A 16,195-nucleotide genomic window follows, 5' to 3' on the forward strand; every position below is an offset into this window, starting at 1 on the left:
AATCGGCGATTAAAAGAAGTCGCTCTGTATGAACCCGAAGTCCATCAATTCAGCATCTTTGACCGGGTTGAATCCATCCAGCTTGTTCTTGGCCGTCAGCGGTACCGGAGGGCTGCGCAAGGCATTGGCCTTGTCGTATCCGGGGCCGACGATGGCAAAGACAATGCCGTTCCAACCTTTGACAAAGTCATCATGGGAGTAGCGTTTGTGTCCTAAAACCGGGTCTCCGATGTAAACCCAATCCTTGTCCGCCCGCTGCATCACCACGAAATGCTTGTAGCCGCGAATTTCCATCAGTACCACCACCGGGATCGTGACTGCGTCGAGTTTTTCCCGGGGAATCTTGTAGCCTCTGGCGCGCATGCCGATGCTTTCTATGTAGCGCTTCATGTCCAGCATGGAGAAACCCTGAGTACGGACAAGGTCCTGGTCTGCATTGACCAGCATGCCTTTGATGATGTGCTCCTCATCGACGTCGAGCCAATAAGCCTGGCGCAATACCGTGGCCAGTGCGGCGGCGCCGCAACTGAAGTCGGTTTTCTGTTCGACGATGTCGGCAAACTTGCGCTCACGAATGCTTTGCACGTTCTTGTAGACAAGCGTGCCGCCAGGCAAGGCAGCAACGGGCATCTGGGCAGCCTGGGTCAGGCCACAGAAGCAAAGCACAGCGAGGAGGGCAGTCTTACGCATGATCGATACGCCTTTGCGGACTGAGGAAAAGCCCCGTTTCCGGGGCTTTCGTTTCGATCGCGATTACATGCAGGCTTTGCAACCTGCGGCGATGGACAGCGAGTTGCTTTGTTGGTTGCCAACACCAGCGGCGTTGTTGTAACCAGCGTTACCCGAGAAGTTGTTACCAACATTGGAGATGGAAGCGTTGTTGGTCACAGGGTTTTTCCAGCCATCAGGGGTCATCACTTGTTGAGTGGTCACACCTGCCAGACCGAAGACACCCACTGCTTCGAAGGTGGCTTTTTGATCTTTGCCGCCGCCGTTTCCGCCGTGGCCACGATCGTTGTTGCCATAACCGCCACCGCCGTGACCGTGATCGTCATCTTTGATGGTAGCTTCACCCACGGCGCCGAACACGCCGACGGCGGCAACAGTGCCGGTGAGGGTATCTTTTTTCCAGGTTTGAGTGCCGTAGTTGGACACAGTCAGGCCAGTGGAGCTTTGGTTCGCAGCAGCAGCGGCGTTAGCTACACGACCACCCGATACAGCAATTGCCAGGTTGTTTTTCTGTTGGTTGAAGTTGCCGGCACTGTTGTTCACGCCAATGTTGCCGGAACCGCCGTTACCCACGTTGTTGAGGTTGGCGTTGTTGGTGGTGGAGTAGTTTGCAACAGCGTTGTTGTTGTTGACTTGAGTCGCGCTGGAAACCGACACCGCAGAGCCGAAGATGAAGCTTTCGTCGGCAGTTGCCAGAGCGGCGGCATTGTCTTGCTGGTTGCCATCGCCGGCGGTGTTGTTCATGCCAACGTTGCCGTTGGTGCCGTTGGCCGAGTCGCGGACGGAGGCATCATTTTTGGTGCCTTGGTTGCCGACCAGGTTGCCATCGCTGTTTTGCGTGTCGAGCACTGCGGCCCCGGCACCAGCGCCGATTTGCAGCAGTTGTTCCAGGGTTGGGCCTTTTGGTTCATGGTTGCCATGACCGTTGCCGTGCCCGTTACCATGACCGTGATCATCATCACGACCGCCTGCCTGTGCTGCGATTGCCATCACTGCTGCGAGTGCGAAAACCAGTGGTTTGAGGGCCATTGTAGGTTTCATGGTGTTTCTCCGTCGTGCTTATTAGTTGGTTAAGTGTTGGTACTTTCTAATTGCACTGCTTTTTGTTTGGGTCAGTCTGCGACCCGGATGCTCAGGGTGTTAGCCATTCGGTTCCCCACCCCGGCACTCTGGTTCACCTGGATTACCCCTCGGCTGCCGGTGAAGGCCTGATCACTTGTCGTGACCTGGCGACTGCCGGGTGAGGTACCAGTTGCTCCTGAGCTCGGTAACAACGCCACGTTCTGTTGGGAAAGGGCGCTATCGTCAACGCTCTGCGGGGCAGCACTGATGCTGACGCGCGTAACGTTGGCCATCTGGTTGTTGGCCCCGGCGCCCTGGTTCACGCCCAGGATCCCGTTGCCATTGGTGAAAGAGTTGCCGCCGATGGTGGCGCTGGCATTGCCGGTGCGGTCGGCGGGCGTGTTGATGTGCTGGATGACACTGGTGGTCGCGCTGGCATTGGTGCCAATGGCGATGGCTTTAGTGTTGGTCTGTTGCATCTGGTCGCCGGCCGCCTGGTTGACGTTGTAGTTGCCGCGATACTGGATGCCGGTGTCCTGAATGTTCGCGTTGTTCACGGAACTGGGGTCGGCCATGACGCTGGTGCAGCCGAGAAGGGCGAGCAGGAGCAGAGAACGATTCATTTATTGGCCTCCAGCCATGCGGGTCAGCGGAGCAAGACCGGAACTCATCGCACGGTTGACGGTATTGGAGATCGAGCTGCCGGCGCCGCCGCCGTGACCGCCTCCCATACCAGGCAAGCCATTCGGGTTGGTCACGGTGTTCATGCCGGGGATGTTCGAGGTCGGGGTAGTGATGCTGCCGCGAATTGAAGAGCCGCTGGCTACACTGGCAAATTCACCGTCGTTGAGTTCGGTGCTGGTCATCGCTTGATCGATTCGGCCCGAAGGGTTGGCGTTGACGGTGGTCGGATAGGGGTCTTTGCCGCCGCTTCGGCCGATCGGGATCGGCTGGACGTCACGATTGAGCACGATCACGCCATTGCCTTCGGCCTGAACGTTGAAACTGAGAAACGGGCTGGCGGCTGATCCAATCAGTAGAAGGCAGGTAAAGGCTTTGTTGATATTTCCCACGGCGGCAATTCCTTCTTCAGTGGGCTGGGCCTGGTCAGCGTTGTGAAGGAGAGAGCGAAAGCTGTGCCGCTTTTGAAATATCTTTGTATTTCAGCAAGTTGGATTGAATGGGCGCAGGGCTGATACAAATACTGTTTCAACGTTGAAACAACCCAGGGGCTTCGCAACCCCACAAAGCCATTGCAAAGCTCTGGAACAAGGGTTTGCGCGCAGGTGTTTCAGTTGCGTAACAAGTCGCATGACAAAGGGATGAAGGGCCTTGAGACAGGCCCTTTGCACCTGCAGGAGTGTTTCAGGAACGGACACTTTGGCACCAAAACAGGGGGAGACGTCGGGGCAAACGCCCCGAAAACCGGGTCAGTCCGCGAGCAGGGCGCGAACCGCATCGAAGGCTTGCTGCCGGCGCTCGGCCCAGTTGCCTTGAATGATCTGCAATGGCTGGTGATGGGTTTGCAGCCAGATCCGGGTGGCCTCATAGAACGCGAGCCGTTCGTCCAGGTCGGGTTGGCAGCGCTGACCATCGTCGGTCCACTCGATCTGTTCGGGGGAGAGCAGTAAATGCAGGTCGTAATGACGCGCCAGCAACTCGGTTTGCAGCCAGGACGGGCAGTCGCCGAACAGGGTCTGGCTCCACAGGATGTTGCTCAACAGATGCGTATCGAGAATCAGCAGTCGCGGTTGCTGCGCGCGTGCTGCGTCTTCCCATTGCAACTGACCGCGAGCGATTTCCGGGATGTCGGCGAGGCACGTATCGCGAGCGTTCTGCTCGATGAACCAGCGCACATATTCGTCCACGCGCAAACCGCCGAACTGCTGTTGAATCCCGGCCGCCAGCCAGCTCTTGCCCGTGGACTCGGGGCCGGTCAGAACGATTACTTTCATCGTTGCAACGCCGGATCGGCACGCCATTCGCGCCAGCCTTGCACCGCGATCAGGGTGAACAGGGCATACAGCGCCGCCGTGAGGTACAGCCCTTTATAGAGAAACAGTCCGACGAAGATCACATCCAGCACGAACCACAGCGCCCAGCATTGCAGGCGCTTGTGGGCCATCCAGAACTGCGCGACAAGACTGAAACCGGTCAGCGCGGCGTCGAGCCACGGTTGTGCCGCGTCCGTCCAGTGAGCCATGGCCGCGCCCAGCAACAGGCTGCCCGCCGCGCCAATGGCCAGCCCCTGCGCAATCGAGCGGGTATCGAGCCGGCTGACCTCGCGTCCGTCGTGCATCGTCCCGGCCCGCGTCCATTGCCACCAGCCATAGATTTGCAGCCCGGCATACACAACCTGCAGCAGCATGTCCGAATACAGCTTCACGTCGAAGAACACCCAGGTGTAGAGCGACACCATGACCAGCCCGATCGGCCAGCACCACGGATTCTGTTTGACCGTGAGCCACACGGCGATCACACCGAGAGCGGCGGCAAACAGTTCAAGCCCGGACATGCAGGATCCTTTGGGGGGAATAAAAGAGGGGGCGGATTGTACCGAAAAACAGGTGGGAAACGAGTTCCCACCTGAAAGGGCATCAGACGCGGAACTGACGCAGTAAACCGTTCAACTGCTCGCTTAGTTCGCCGAGACGCACGCTGGCCACGCTCGACTGCTCGGCCGCCAGCGCGGTGCTGTGGGACAAGCCCGCTGCCTGGGTGACGTTCTGATTGATGTCCTCGACCACATGCGCCTGCTGCAGCGTTGCGCTGGCAATCGAGGCGTTCAGGCCATTGAGGTTGCGCAGTGCCTGGCCGATGGCGTTCAGGCTGGCACTGGCCAGTCCGGCCTGTTCGATGGTCAGTTGCGAGGCCTTGCTGCTGTCGCCGATCACCTTCACGGCGGCTTCGGAATGATTTTGCAGACGTTCGATCATCGTCTGGATTTCCGCCGTGGACTTCTGCGTGCGTTGGGCGAGCAGACGCACTTCGTCGGCCACCACCGCAAACCCGCGACCTTGTTCGCCGGCGCGAGCCGCTTCAATCGCGGCGTTCAAGGCGAGCAGGTTGGTCTGCTCGGCAATCGAGCGGATTACCTCCAGCACGCTGCCGATCTGCGTGCTTTCGGTCGCCAGCGTGCGGATGACTTCGACGGCCTGATCGATGGTGCCGGAGAGTTTGTCGATCTGTTGCAGGCTGCCGTCGATGTTGACCTGGCCTTGCTGGGCCTGGGCCTCTGCGTCACGCATTTCGCTGGCGGCGTGTTCGGCGTTCTTCGCCACGTCCTGCACGCCGTAGGTCACTTCGTTGACGGCGGTGGCCACCAGCTCCATCTGCTGCGACTGCTGTTGGCTGCGTTGCTGGGCTTGCGCCGCATCGTTACCCAGTTCGCTGGAGGATTGGCCCAATGCGCTGGCGGACACCTGCAAGTCACCGATCACCCGGCGCAGCTTGGCGGTGAAGGCATTGAAGTGATGGGCCAGTTGAGTGACTTCGTCCTGGCCGTGGGTGTCGAGGCTGCGGGTCAGATCGCTTTCGCCGCTGGCAATGTTGGCCATGGCGTTCACGGTTTCCTGCAACGGACGGACGATGCTGCGGGCAATCAGGATCACCAGCAGCGCCATGATCACCGCGATGGCCAGCCCGACGACGGACGCCTTGATTACCTGGCCCTGGAACTCGGCCTGCACGTCATCGACGTACACGCCCGAACCGATGACCCAGCCCCACGGCTCGAACAGTTTCACGTAGGAGGTCTTGGCCACCGGTTCACTGGCGCCGGGCTTGGGCCAACGATAGTCGACCATACCGGCGCCCTTGGCCTTGGCGATGGCAACCATTTCGTTGAACACCGCAAAGCCGTCCGGGTCGCGGATTGCCGAGAGGTTCTGGCCCTCAAGCTTGGGATTGGTCGGGTGCATGACCATCACGGGCGTGAGGTCGTTGATCCAGAAGTAATCGTTCTGGTCATAGCGCAGGCCACGGATCGCGGTCAGCGCCTGTTTCTGCGCCACGTCGCGGGGCAGGGTGCCTGCCGCTTCGAGGCCCTGATAGTAAGTCAGCAAACCGCTGGCGGTCTGCACCACATGCTGGGTTTTCTGGGCCTTGGCGTGGTAAAGGTCATCGTGGATCTGCTTGAGCATCAACACGCCCAACGTCAGCAGCATGACCACTGCCACGATCAAGATGAGCCACAAGCGTCGGCTGATCGACACACTGCGCAAGCTGTTCATAACGCTGTCACTCCGGATTCTTTTTCTTGTAATAAACCACCGCCAGCATCCAACCACGTTTCGGTGACCGGGCCTACGCGACCCAAGTCGTATAACGCGGCAGCGCTATTACGGCTTGTCTGTTAGGATTTCGGCGCCGCGCGTGAAAACCTGAATCCAAATTGATTTTTCACGGAATTTTGACTGTTTCGTGTGGATCCTGTGCGTGCGGAATCGGTACAGCTTGAACCAGCTACGCTGAACGCAGTGAACGTAAAAAAATACTATCGGGGCATGCCGCCGGGCATCGCTCTTTGGGGGATTGATGGATCTTTGGACGGCCTTGCAGGCATTGATTCTTGGAGTTGTAGAGGGGCTGACGGAGTTTTTGCCCATATCCAGTACCGGACACCAGATCATTGTTGCCGACTTGCTCGATTTCGGAGGCGAGCGGGCCATGGCGTTCAACATCATCATCCAGCTCGGCGCGATTCTCGCGGTGGTCTGGGAATTCCGGCGCAAGATCCTCGACGTGGTCATCGGCTTGCCGACCCAGCCGAGCGCGCGGCGATTCACCGCCAACCTGCTGATCGCCTTCCTGCCCGCCGTGGTGCTGGGCGTGATCTTCGCCGACCTGATCCACCATTACCTGTTCAACCCGATTACCGTGGCCGCCGCACTGGTGGTGGGCGGGATCGTGATGTTGTGGGCCGAGCAGCGTCAGCATGAAGTGCACGCCGAAACGGTCGACGAGATTCGCTGGACGGATGCGCTGAAAATCGGCTTCGCCCAGTGTCTGGCGATGATCCCCGGTACTTCGCGTTCCGGCTCGACCATCATCGGCGGCCTGTTGTTCGGCCTGTCGCGCAAGACCGCCACCGAGTTCTCGTTCTTCCTGGCGATGCCGACCATGGTCGGTGCAGCGGTGTATTCGGGCTACAAGTATCGCGACCTGTTCGTCCCGGCAGACTTCCCGGTGTTTGCCATCGGTTTCGTCACGGCGTTCATCTTCGCGATGATCGCGGTGCGCGGCCTGCTCAAGTTCATCGGCAGCCACAGTTACGCGGCCTTCGCCTGGTATCGGATTGTCTTCGGTCTGGTGATTCTGGCGACCTGGCAATTCGGATGGATCGACTGGACGGCTGCCCAGCCATGAGTGATTCCCGCGCACGCCGCCCGGATCGCGGACCTTCCGGTGGCAATATCCAGCATTTGAAACTGAAGCTGGTGGTGCTGCTGATCGTCTGCGCGTTGCCGTTGTCCGGCTCGCTGTCGATGTGGCTGCGCGGGATTTCCCTGGTACCGCTGACGGCGTACGGGCTGGTCAGCGTGCTGGCGTTTTTCCTCTACTGGGCGGACAAGCGCAAGGCGCGCGCCGACGCCTGGCGTACACCGGAGAATATCCTGCACGCCGTGGAACTGGCCGGCGGCTGGCCGGGCGCGTTGATCGCCCAACAGGTCTTCCGCCACAAGACGCGCAAGGTGTCGTTTCAGATCCTGTTCTGGATGATCGTGGCGTTGCATCAGGTGTTCTGGATCGACCAGTTGTTCCTGGGTTCGAACCTGCTGGCACTGTTCTAAAGCAACAGCCCGACCTGCACGCGCTTGGGCAGCTTGCTCACCACTAGTTGATGGGAACGCCGCAGCAATCCTTGCAGTTCCTCGGCGCCTAGCGGGTAGGGCGGGTGCATGATGATCCATTGCGCCCGGGCCAGATACGGCGCCGGGTGAATGCCAGGCCGGTCGCAATGACCGAGAAACAGATCTTTGTCGACCTTGAACGCGAGCGAATCACCCCGCAGCCCCTGCAAGGCAAACATTTTGTTGCCGGCAATCGAAAACACCCGCACGCCACCCCATTTGTAGTCTTCCCGGGCACCGGGCAAGGCCAGGCAAAATTCTGCGACGTCCGTTTCGCTCATCTTTCCTTGTTTCATAACAGCCGTTCTCCACAGGCATTGAACGATTCGACCAGATGATCGATCCATGCGCGCACCGCCGGCATCACCCCGCGCCGATGCGGATACACCGCTTGCAGCCAGCCGCCGGGCAATGACCAGTCCGGCAGCAATTGCACCAGCGTGCCGTTGTTCAGCTCTGCTTCGCAATACATCATCGGCAGCAAGGTGAAACCCTGACCGGCCAGCACACAGGCCTTGCGCACGATGAAATCGTCGATGCCCAGCCGGGCTTCCAATGCCAAGTCGCAACTCTTGCCGTGCTGATCGAGCAGGCGCACATGCACCATGCGATCCGCCTCCAGGGCGCCCAGCACCGGCAGGTTCTTCAGGTCTTGCGGATGATTGATTTCAACTCCCTGTATAAAGGAAGGGCTCGCCACCACCACCATTTGCGCCTGACGCAGGCGGCGGGTCACCAGCATCGGTTCTTCATCGCCGTGTTCGCGCACGCGCAGGGCGACGTCGATGCCTTCGGTGATGAGATCGACCCGACGATTGATCAGGGTAACTTCCAGTTGCACCTGGGGATATTTGCCAAGGAAATTGCTGATCACCACCGGCAGCATTTCATGGGCCAGCCCGGTCGGGCTGGAAACCCGCAGGCGTCCGCGTGGCTCGCTGGACATGCTGGCTACGGTCTCGTCGGCCATTTCCGCTTCCAGCAGCATTGCCTGACAGTGGCGCAAATAGCGCTCGCCGACCGCCGTCAGCTTCAGTTGGCGAGTGGTGCGTTGCAGCAGACGTGCGCCGAGGCGTTCTTCAAGCTCGGCGATGCGTCGCGAAAGGCGTGACTTGGGAATGCCCAGCAAGCGGCCGGCGGCGGCGAATCCGCCGGCCTCGACCACTTTGGCGAAATAGTAGAGATCGTTGAGGTCTTGCATCTGGAAATCCAACTGTTCTATCAGTGGGACGAACTATCGCATTGTTGCTGTCTAATCAGCTATTGGTTTCATCGGTAGGATTGCCACCATTCCGTCGCCACCGGCGATTCATTCCAGGAGATTCCACATGAAACTGCTGCACATCGATTCGAGCATTCTGGGCGACAACTCCGCTTCCCGTCAGCTGAGCAGCCAAGTGACTCAAGCCTGGCAAGCCGCCGAGCCAAGCGCTGTCGTGACCTACCGCGACCTGGCCGCCGACGCCATCAGCCACTTCTCGTCGACCACTCTGGTTGCCGCCGGCACCACCGCTGAACTGCGCAACGCCGCACAACAGCACGAAGCCGAACTGAGCGCCACCACCCTGGCCGAATTCATCGCCGCCGACGCCATCGTCGTTGCTGCCCCGATGTACAACTTCACCGTGCCGACCCAGCTCAAAGCCTGGATCGACCGCATCGCCGTTGCCGGCCAGACTTTCCGTTACACCGAAGCCGGCCCTGAAGGTCTGTGCGGTGGCAAGAAAGTGGTGATCGTCTCCACCGCTGGCGGCATCCACGCAGGTCAAGCTTCGGGTGTGGCGCACGAAGACTACCTGAAACTGGTTTTCGGCTTCCTCGGCATCACCGACATCGAAGTCGTTCGCGCTGAAGGCCTGGCCTATGGCGAAGAAGTGCGCAACAACGCCATGACTGCCGCTCAAGCGAAGATCAGCGAGCAACTGTTCGCCGCCGCGTAAGGCTTGCGTAAAGAACAGCTCCTGTTCAGGCAAACCCAAAAAAACTCTGTATTCTGGTTCTGCAAGGGCCAGATACGGAGTTTTTTGTTTCTGACTGTTACATAATCTGGCCCGGGTTATGCAGTCTGATGATCAACGTCTGAGTGCAACGCCGCGTCGGATCTCCGAACCTCGGAATTTCGGGCGTCGAACACAACGGATCTTTCGATTGAGTAACAACAGGGTGGGGCATCCCATGATGCGTCTTTGTGCAGCGTTACTGATTTGCCTGCTCGGCAGCCTGAATTCAGTGCACGCTGCGCCCGGGCAACACCCGCGCTGGAGCGTCGGCTATCACGAGATGACGTTCCTCGACCCGCTCGACCTGCAACCGATGCGTGCCATCGCGTTCTATCCCTCCAGCGACCGCGAACACATGAGTTTGCTCGAAGGCTATTCGGTCGAGGCCGGCGAAGACACCAAAGTCGCCATCGGCCGCTTCCCGATGCTGATGCTGTCCCACGGCAACACCGGCACGCCACTGGCGCTGCACGACCTGGCCACGTCACTGGCCCGCAAGGGCTTTGTGGTGGTGGCGGTGATTCACCCCGGCGACAACTCCAAGGATCACAGCCGCCTCGGTACGTTGAGCAATCTCTATGGCCGGCCGATCCAGATTTCTGAAGCCATTACCGCGACGTTGGGCGATCGCATGCTCGCGCCGTATGTCAACGCCGAGCAGGTTGGCGTGATCGGCTATTCGGCGGGTGGCGAAACGGCGTTGATTTTGTCCGGTGCACAGCCTGATCTGGATCGTCTGCGCCGTTACTGCCAGGAGCGCCCGTACGACCGCGACGCCTGCAACACCCAGGGTGAGTTGATTGTCGACCGTGACGATCTGCAACCGGTGGCCGATCCGCGCGTGCATGCGTTGCTGCTGATGGCGCCGCTGAGCCTCAAGTTTGGTCGTCACACCCTGGCCGATGTGCATGTGCCGGTGCTGCTGTACAGCGGCGACGGCGACAAACTGGTGGCCTTCGACAAAAACGCCGCCGCTCTGGCGCGCAAACTGCCAACGGCACCGGATTTCAAATTGCTGGCTGGGGCAGGGCACTTCGTGTTCATGGCGCCATGCAATGAGGAGCAGATTCGTGCGATGCCGGCCCTGTGCACTGATGCCGATGGCGTGGACCGCGAAGACATCCACCGCAACCTGATTTCCGAGGCCGGGCGGTTCTTCTCACATGCCTTGGGCAGGCCTACCCGCGCGGGAATGCAGACAGCGGATCAGTGAGCGTTTACGCCATGGCCCGGCGCTTGAGCAACAACGTCAATCCCAATCCGGACACGGACAGCACGGCCGCGCTGAAGAAAATCCACGAATAGCCCAGATTCAGCGCCACCGCGCCCATCAACGGCCCGGCAATCGCCAGCGCCAGATCGAAAAACACCGCATAAGCACTCAGCCCGGCTCCGCGACTGGAATTGGGCACCTGCTTGATCGCTTCGACGCCCAGCGCCGGGTACACCAGCGACAGGCCGAACCCTGCCAGACCGGCACCGATCAAGGCATACGCGGTCGAAGGCGCCAGCCACAGCATGACCAGACCGACGGTTTCGATGGTCATGCAGGCAATCGCCGAGGTGAATCCACCGAAACGCCCGATGGCTGAAATGAACAGCAGCCGCGACAGAATGAAACACACACCGAACACGGTCAGGCAGTACGCCGCGCCGGTCCAGCCGCGATTGAGGTAATACAGGGTAATGAACGTGGTCAGCGTGCCGTAGCCAATCGACGCCAGGCTCAGACTGGCGCCAAACGGCGCAATCCTCCCGAACACCGCCCAGAACGGCAGCCGTTCGCCGCGGACCACCGGCACCGACGGCTTGTTGCGAATCAGCAGCAAGGCGCCGGCCGCGAGCAGCGACAATGCAATGCCAAGGCTCTCGAAACCATAGTCGGCGACCATCACCACGCCCAACGGCGCGCCGATGGCAATCGCGCCGTAAGACGCGATGCCGTTCCACGAAATCGAGCGCGCGGTGTGTTCGGCACCGACCTGGCCCATGCACCAACTGATGGTACCGACGCCGATCAGGCCCTGGGCGATCCCCAGCAGCAGGCGACCGACGATCAGGATCGACAGGCTCAACAACGGCAAGCTCTGCAGCAGCGTCGAAACCAGCGTCAGCACACCGCTGAGCACAATCCCCGACAAGCCATACACAATTGCCCGTTTGGTGCCGACGGTGTCCGACATGCGCCCGGCCATTGGCCGGCTGAGCAGGGTGGCGAGGTATTGCGAACCGATCACCAGCCCCGCGATTACGGCACTGAAACCCAATTGCTCGTGCACATAGCCGGGCAGCACCGCAATCGGCAGGCCGATGCAGAGGAAGGCAATAAAGGTATAGAAAACGATGGAGACGATCTGCAGGGTGATCGCCATGGAGCTTTGCGGTGGCTGTTGCTGCGCAGACATGAGGACTCGTTCGCGGGCGGCGGTGGGAGAGTCCGCATCATGGCGTGGCGTTGAAATAAAAGAAAGCAGGCTAACTATTTTGTGTGCTTTGGAACGCTATCGCGAGCAGGCTCGCTCCAACATTTTGAAATGTGTTCTCCTGTGGGAGCCAGCCTGCTGGCGATTTTTCGGCCACGAAACGGTTGTCACTCAGAAATGCAAAAAGCCCTGTCACAAGGACAGGGCTTTCTGTTTACCGCTCGATTCGACTTAGAACACTACGCCTTGGCTGCGCAGGTAATCGTCGTAGGTGCCGCTGAAGTCGGTCACGCCGTTCGGGCTCAGCTCGATGATGCGCGTGGCCAGGGACGATACGAACTCACGGTCGTGGCTGACGAAGATCAGCGTGCCCGGGTAGTTTTCCAGCGCCAGGTTCAACGCCTCGATCGATTCCATGTCCAGGTGGTTGGTCGGTTCGTCCATCACCAGAACGTTCGGCTTTTGCAGGATCAGCTTGCCGAACAGCATGCGACCTTGCTCACCACCGGAAATCACCTTCACCGACTTGAGGATCTCGTCGTTGGAGAACAGCATGCGACCGAGGGTGCCACGGATCACTTGCTCGCCCTGAGTCCACTGACCCATCCAGTCGAACAGGCTGACATCGTCTTCGAAGTCGTGGGCGTGGTCCTGAGCGTAGTAACCCAGCTCCGCGCTTTCGGTCCACTTGACCGTGCCTGCGTCCGGGGTCAGTTCGCCCATCAGCGTGCGCAGCAGGGTGGTCTTGCCGATACCGTTCGGGCCGATGATCGCTACGCGCTCGCCGGCTTCAACGGTGAAGCTGAAGTTTTTGAACAGGGTCTTGCCGTCGAAGCCTTTGGACATCTGCTCGATGGTCACGGCCTGGCGGTGCAGCTTCTTGGTCTGTTCGAAACGGATGAACGGGCTCACGCGGCTCGATGGCTTGACCTCGGCCAGCTGGATCTTGTCGATCTGCTTGGCACGGGAAGTGGCCTGTTTGGCTTTCGAGGCGTTGGCCGAGAAGCGGCTGACGAACGTTTGCAGTTCGGCAATCTGGGCTTTCTTCTTGGCGTTGTCCGACAGCAGTTGCTCGCGGGACTGGGTCGCCGCAGTCATGTACTCGTCGTAGTTGCCCGGGAACAGGCGCAGCTCGCCGTAGTCCAGGTCAGCCATGTGGGTACAGACGCTGTTCAGGAAGTGACGGTCGTGGGAAATGATGATCATGGTGCTGTTACGCGCCGTCAAAATCGTTTCCAGCCAGCGGATGGTGTTGATGTCCAGGTGGTTGGTCGGTTCGTCGAGCAGCAGCACTTCCGGATCGGAGAACAGTGCCTGGGCCAACAGGACACGCAGCTTCCAGCCCGGCGCAACTTCGGTCATCGGGCCGAAATGCTGTTCCAAAGGAATGCCCAGACCCAGCAGCAGTTCACCTGCGCGGGATTCGGCGGTGTAGCCGTCCATCTCGGCGAACTCGGTTTCCAGCTCGGCCACGGCCATGCCGTCCTCTTCGCTCATTTCCGGCAGCGAGTAAATGCGGTCGCGCTCGGCCTTTACCTTCCACAGCTCTTCGTGACCCATGATCACGGTGTCGATCACGGTGAATTCTTCGTAGGCGAACTGATCCTGGCGCAATTTACCCAGGCGTACGTTCGGCTCCAGCATGACCTGGCCACCGGACGGCTCGAGGTCGCCGCCGAGGATTTTCATGAAGGTCGACTTGCCGCAACCGTTGGCGCCGATCAGGCCGTAGCGGTTGCCGCCGTTGAATTTGACCGAAACGTTTTCAAACAGCGGCTTGGCGCCGAACTGCATGGTGATGTTAGCTGTAGAAATCAAAGGTTTTTCCTGCGAAGCGTGCTGAGTAGCGAGGGTGCAGCCGGAGCGCTTGGCCCGAGTCGAAGTGCGCTGAGGCGGGACAATCCCGTCATCAACCAAGGGGGCGCGTAAAGTTTGGCGGCGATTGTACTGGTCTGGCTCTTTAAACGATAGGGCGGTGACATCCCGATTGCCGTTTGGTGCTATCGCGGGACAGTTTTTCACAGATCAGTGTTCACTATTGCTTACAAACTGTGGCTAAAATGCCATCCATTCACCCAATGCCTTGTACGGCATGGGCTCAAGGATGCGCCACCGGGACGCTTTTTGTTTTCAGACCACTGCCACAGACCTTGGGCCACAGCCCTAAAGGCGTGCAGTTTGTTCACTTCTGACGTGTGACGATTTCCGTGAAACTCATCATTGCCGCTGTATATGTCATTTCCATTGCATACGTTCATCTGCGCGGTCGCGTGCGCCACAAACTTGGTCGTCAACTGAGCGATCACTCGTCATTTCTGGCGCCGATCAATTGCTTCCTTTATCTGTTTTCGAAAAAGCCCAACACACCGTACCTGGACCCGAAGGACTTCCCCGACCTGACTCCGTTGCAGACGCACTGGGAAGAAATCCGTGAAGAAGGCCGCAACCTGCTGCGCGCCGGCGAGATCAAGCGCTCGAACCAGTACGACGACGTCGGTTTCAACTCGTTCTTCAAGACCGGCTGGAAGCGTTTCTACCTGAAGTGGTACGGCGACAGCCACCCGTCGGCGCTGCAACTGTGCCCGCGTACCACTGAGCTGGTGCAGAGCATCGGTTCGATCAAGGCCGCAATGTTCGCCGAGCTGCCGCCGGGCTCGAAACTGGTTCGTCACCGCGACCCGTACGCCGGTTCCTACCGTTATCACCTGGGTCTGGAAACGCCGAATGATGCCGGTTGCTACATCAACGTCGATGGCGAGAACTATCACTGGCGTGATGGCGAAGCAGTGATGTTCGACGAGACCTTCATTCACTACGCGGAAAACACCACCGACCAGAACCGCATCATCCTGTTCTGCGACGTCGAGCGTCCGATGAAGTACCGCTGGGCAGCGGCGTTCAATGGCTGGTTCAGCCGCACCGTGATGTCGGCGGCCGGTGCGCCTAACGATGCGGGTGACCGCACGGGTGGCATCAACCGCTTGTTTACCAAGATCTACAAGATTCGCCTGCGCGGCAAAGAGCTGAAAAAACGCAATCGCAAGCTTTACTACATGGAAAAGTGGGCGATCTTCGGCGGTCTGCTGGCGATCTTCATTCTGATTTGACGAATCGGGCGACTGTTGAAAGACAGTCGCCCGATTTCATTTTCACGAGGCTTTTTTGGTCTTCTTCGCCGCTGTTGTCTTGCTGGCGGTCTTCTTCGCCGGTTTGGCCGGGGCTTTCCCGCCGAGGCTGCGTTTGAGCAATTCGGTAAGGTCGATAACATCCGCAGACTTGCGCTCTTCTTCGCCATCAACGGTTTCAACGTCCTCGATCTTGCCCTCGTGGGCCTTCTTGTCCACCAGCGCCATGATCTTGTTTTCGAACTCGTCGTTGTAGTCCTCGGGCGTCCAGTCCGCCGTCATGTCTTCCACCAGCCGTTTGGCCATGTCCAGCTCACCCTTGGCCAACTGCGGCTTGGTCACCTCACTGCCCAGCGCCAGTTCGTCGAGGCTGCGCACTTCCTGCGGCCAGCGCAGCTTCACCAGCACCAGCGCCGACTCCAGCGGCATCAACGCCGCCAGATACTGGCGCGTGTGTAAAACCACTCGGGCGAGGGCGACCTTCCGGGTTTTGCTCAGTGTTTCACGTAGCAAGGCGTAGACCTTGCCGCCGCGCTTGTCCGGGGCCAGATAGTAGGGCGTATCGATGTTCTGTAGTGGTATCTGCTCGCTATCGACGAAAGCGAAAATGTCGATGGTCTGGGTCGAAACCGGGTGCGCCGAACGGATTTCTTCCTCGCTGAGCACCACGTAGCGGCCTTTTTCGAACTGCACGCCTTTGACGATGTGCTCCTTGGTGACTTCCTTGCCGGTGACCTTGTTGACCCGTTTATAGCCGACCGGATCCATGCTGCGGCTGTCGAGCCAGTCGAAGTCGACGCCCTGGGACGAGGTCGCGGAGACCAGCGCCACGGGGATGTGCACCAGACCGAAACTGATTGCGCCTTTCCAGATTGCCCGAGCCATGGTGCTGTTCTCCGAGTGATGTTCGGGTGACCCGTGGCCCGGCGCAAAAGTTTCCGTTGTTTGCGGGGGCAGAGGTAAACGGCAGGTCAAGCCGTGTTACATCTTGTTTAGAGGTGACG

Annotated in this window: 17 protein-coding genes; 5 read left to right on the plus strand and 12 right to left on the minus strand. The window is 59.4% G+C overall.

The features are described 5' to 3' along the window. Nucleotides 1-9: 9 nt before the first annotated feature. The 7 genes from QR290_RS14910 to QR290_RS14940 form a co-directional block, all read right to left on the minus strand. Nucleotides 10-690: a C39 family peptidase gene (locus QR290_RS14910; protein WP_115077858.1), complete on the minus strand. Its 681-nt coding sequence runs from the start codon at nt 688-690 to the stop codon at nt 10-12. A 63-nt stretch (nt 691-753) separates the two neighbouring features. After that, entirely contained in the window at nt 754-1,770 is a 1,017-nt protein-coding gene (locus QR290_RS14915) for a heme utilization protein (RefSeq protein ID WP_115077859.1), read from the minus strand. A 71-nt stretch (nt 1,771-1,841) separates the two neighbouring features. Further along, a complete protein-coding gene (locus tag QR290_RS14920) occupies nt 1,842-2,414 on the minus strand; it encodes an adhesin (RefSeq protein WP_115077860.1) in 573 nt (190 codons plus the stop codon). After that, on the minus strand, nt 2,415-2,864 hold the full coding sequence (locus tag QR290_RS14925) for a hypothetical protein (RefSeq protein ID WP_115077861.1): 450 nt from the start codon (nt 2,862-2,864) through the stop codon (nt 2,415-2,417). A gap of 357 nt (nt 2,865-3,221) precedes the next feature. Further along, entirely contained in the window at nt 3,222-3,746 is a 525-nt protein-coding gene (locus tag QR290_RS14930) for an AAA family ATPase (protein ID WP_115077862.1), read from the minus strand. Continuing rightward, the gene (gene pnuC, locus QR290_RS14935) at nt 3,743-4,306 is read right to left on the minus strand and encodes a nicotinamide riboside transporter PnuC (RefSeq protein WP_115077863.1); all 564 of its coding nucleotides are present in this window, start codon (nt 4,304-4,306) and stop codon (nt 3,743-3,745) included. The genes QR290_RS14930 and pnuC overlap by 4 nt, the downstream gene beginning before the upstream one ends. An 82-nt stretch (nt 4,307-4,388) precedes the next feature. Continuing rightward, entirely contained in the window at nt 4,389-6,023 is a 1,635-nt protein-coding gene (locus tag QR290_RS14940; RefSeq protein WP_289202915.1) for a methyl-accepting chemotaxis protein, read from the minus strand. 304 nt (nt 6,024-6,327) lie between these two features. Here QR290_RS14940 and QR290_RS14945 point away from each other — a divergent pair, with 304 nt between their 5' ends. Together QR290_RS14945 and QR290_RS14950 are read left to right on the plus strand one after the other, a co-directional pair. Then, nucleotides 6,328-7,158 carry an undecaprenyl-diphosphate phosphatase gene (locus QR290_RS14945; protein ID WP_045121839.1) on the plus strand — a complete coding sequence of 277 codons (831 nt, stop codon included), beginning with the start codon at nt 6,328-6,330 and terminating at the stop codon, nt 7,156-7,158. Next, complete coding sequence (locus QR290_RS14950) at nt 7,155-7,583, plus strand: DUF1294 domain-containing protein (protein ID WP_289202916.1); 429 nt, start codon at nt 7,155-7,157, stop codon at nt 7,581-7,583. Before QR290_RS14945 ends, QR290_RS14950 begins: the two co-directional genes overlap by 4 nt. Here QR290_RS14950 and QR290_RS14955 read toward each other — a convergent pair. Further along, nucleotides 7,580-7,939, minus strand: coding sequence for an MmcQ/YjbR family DNA-binding protein (locus QR290_RS14955; RefSeq protein WP_115077867.1), 360 nt, complete (start codon nt 7,937-7,939; stop codon nt 7,580-7,582). The two genes, QR290_RS14950 and QR290_RS14955, sit on opposite strands and share 4 nt — an antisense overlap. Further along, a complete protein-coding gene (locus tag QR290_RS14960) occupies nt 7,936-8,844 on the minus strand; it encodes a LysR substrate-binding domain-containing protein (RefSeq protein WP_102686231.1) in 909 nt (302 codons plus the stop codon). The genes QR290_RS14955 and QR290_RS14960 overlap by 4 nt, the downstream gene beginning before the upstream one ends. Before the next feature lie 127 nt (nt 8,845-8,971). Between QR290_RS14960 and QR290_RS14965 the strand changes: the two genes are divergently transcribed. Beyond that, entirely contained in the window at nt 8,972-9,583 is a 612-nt protein-coding gene (locus tag QR290_RS14965) for an FMN-dependent NADH-azoreductase (RefSeq protein WP_085603899.1), read from the plus strand. Nucleotides 9,584-9,818: 235 nt separating this feature from the next. Continuing rightward, a complete protein-coding gene (locus QR290_RS14970) occupies nt 9,819-10,856 on the plus strand; it encodes an alpha/beta hydrolase family protein (protein WP_289202917.1) in 1,038 nt (345 codons plus the stop codon). Between the two features lie 4 nt (nt 10,857-10,860). Here QR290_RS14970 and QR290_RS14975 read toward each other — a convergent pair whose 3' ends face one another. Next, entirely contained in the window at nt 10,861-12,048 is a 1,188-nt protein-coding gene (locus QR290_RS14975; protein ID WP_289202918.1) for an MFS transporter, read from the minus strand. 249 nt (nt 12,049-12,297) lie between these two features. Then, nucleotides 12,298-13,884 carry an ABC-F family ATPase gene (locus QR290_RS14980; RefSeq protein ID WP_115077870.1) on the minus strand — a complete coding sequence of 529 codons (1,587 nt, stop codon included), beginning with the start codon at nt 13,882-13,884 and terminating at the stop codon, nt 12,298-12,300. A gap of 389 nt (nt 13,885-14,273) precedes the next feature. Here QR290_RS14980 and lpxO point away from each other — a divergent pair, with 389 nt between their 5' ends. Next, nucleotides 14,274-15,173, plus strand: a complete 900-nt coding sequence (lpxO, locus tag QR290_RS14985; RefSeq protein WP_102718826.1) for a lipid A hydroxylase LpxO — start codon at nt 14,274-14,276, stop codon at nt 15,171-15,173. 42 nt (nt 15,174-15,215) lie between these two features. Here the strand turns inward: lpxO and QR290_RS14990 are convergent, their stop codons facing one another. Further along, nucleotides 15,216-16,076, minus strand: coding sequence for a Ku protein (locus QR290_RS14990; RefSeq protein ID WP_289202919.1), 861 nt, complete (start codon nt 16,074-16,076; stop codon nt 15,216-15,218). Nucleotides 16,077-16,195: the final 119 nt, after the last annotated feature.

The organism is Pseudomonas fluorescens (genome assembly GCF_030344995.1).
Classification (GTDB): domain Bacteria; phylum Pseudomonadota; class Gammaproteobacteria; order Pseudomonadales; family Pseudomonadaceae; genus Aquipseudomonas; species Aquipseudomonas fluorescens_BF.

Excerpts from the sequence above, each read along its gene's own strand:
- pnuC (WP_115077863.1), bottom strand. The coding sequence starts at position 4,306 with ATGTCCGGGCTTGAACTGTTTGCCGCCGCTCTCGGTGTGATCGCCGTG.
- QR290_RS14910 (WP_115077858.1), bottom strand. The coding sequence starts at position 690 with ATGCGTAAGACTGCCCTCCTCGCTGTGCTTTGCTTCTGTGGCCTGACC.
- QR290_RS14990 (WP_289202919.1), bottom strand. The coding sequence starts at position 16,076 with ATGGCTCGGGCAATCTGGAAAGGCGCAATCAGTTTCGGTCTGGTGCAC.
- QR290_RS14955 (WP_115077867.1), bottom strand. The coding sequence starts at position 7,939 with ATGAAACAAGGAAAGATGAGCGAAACGGACGTCGCAGAATTTTGCCTG.
- QR290_RS14940 (WP_289202915.1), bottom strand. The coding sequence starts at position 6,023 with ATGAACAGCTTGCGCAGTGTGTCGATCAGCCGACGCTTGTGGCTCATC.
- QR290_RS14970 (WP_289202917.1), top strand. The coding sequence starts at position 9,819 with ATGATGCGTCTTTGTGCAGCGTTACTGATTTGCCTGCTCGGCAGCCTG.
- QR290_RS14945 (WP_045121839.1), top strand. The coding sequence starts at position 6,328 with ATGGATCTTTGGACGGCCTTGCAGGCATTGATTCTTGGAGTTGTAGAG.
- QR290_RS14960 (WP_102686231.1), bottom strand. The coding sequence starts at position 8,844 with ATGCAAGACCTCAACGATCTCTACTATTTCGCCAAAGTGGTCGAGGCC.
- QR290_RS14975 (WP_289202918.1), bottom strand. The coding sequence starts at position 12,048 with ATGTCTGCGCAGCAACAGCCACCGCAAAGCTCCATGGCGATCACCCTG.
- QR290_RS14915 (WP_115077859.1), bottom strand. The coding sequence starts at position 1,770 with ATGAAACCTACAATGGCCCTCAAACCACTGGTTTTCGCACTCGCAGCA.
- QR290_RS14965 (WP_085603899.1), top strand. The coding sequence starts at position 8,972 with ATGAAACTGCTGCACATCGATTCGAGCATTCTGGGCGACAACTCCGCT.
- QR290_RS14930 (WP_115077862.1), bottom strand. The coding sequence starts at position 3,746 with ATGAAAGTAATCGTTCTGACCGGCCCCGAGTCCACGGGCAAGAGCTGG.
- QR290_RS14920 (WP_115077860.1), bottom strand. The coding sequence starts at position 2,414 with ATGAATCGTTCTCTGCTCCTGCTCGCCCTTCTCGGCTGCACCAGCGTC.
- QR290_RS14950 (WP_289202916.1), top strand. The coding sequence starts at position 7,155 with ATGAGTGATTCCCGCGCACGCCGCCCGGATCGCGGACCTTCCGGTGGC.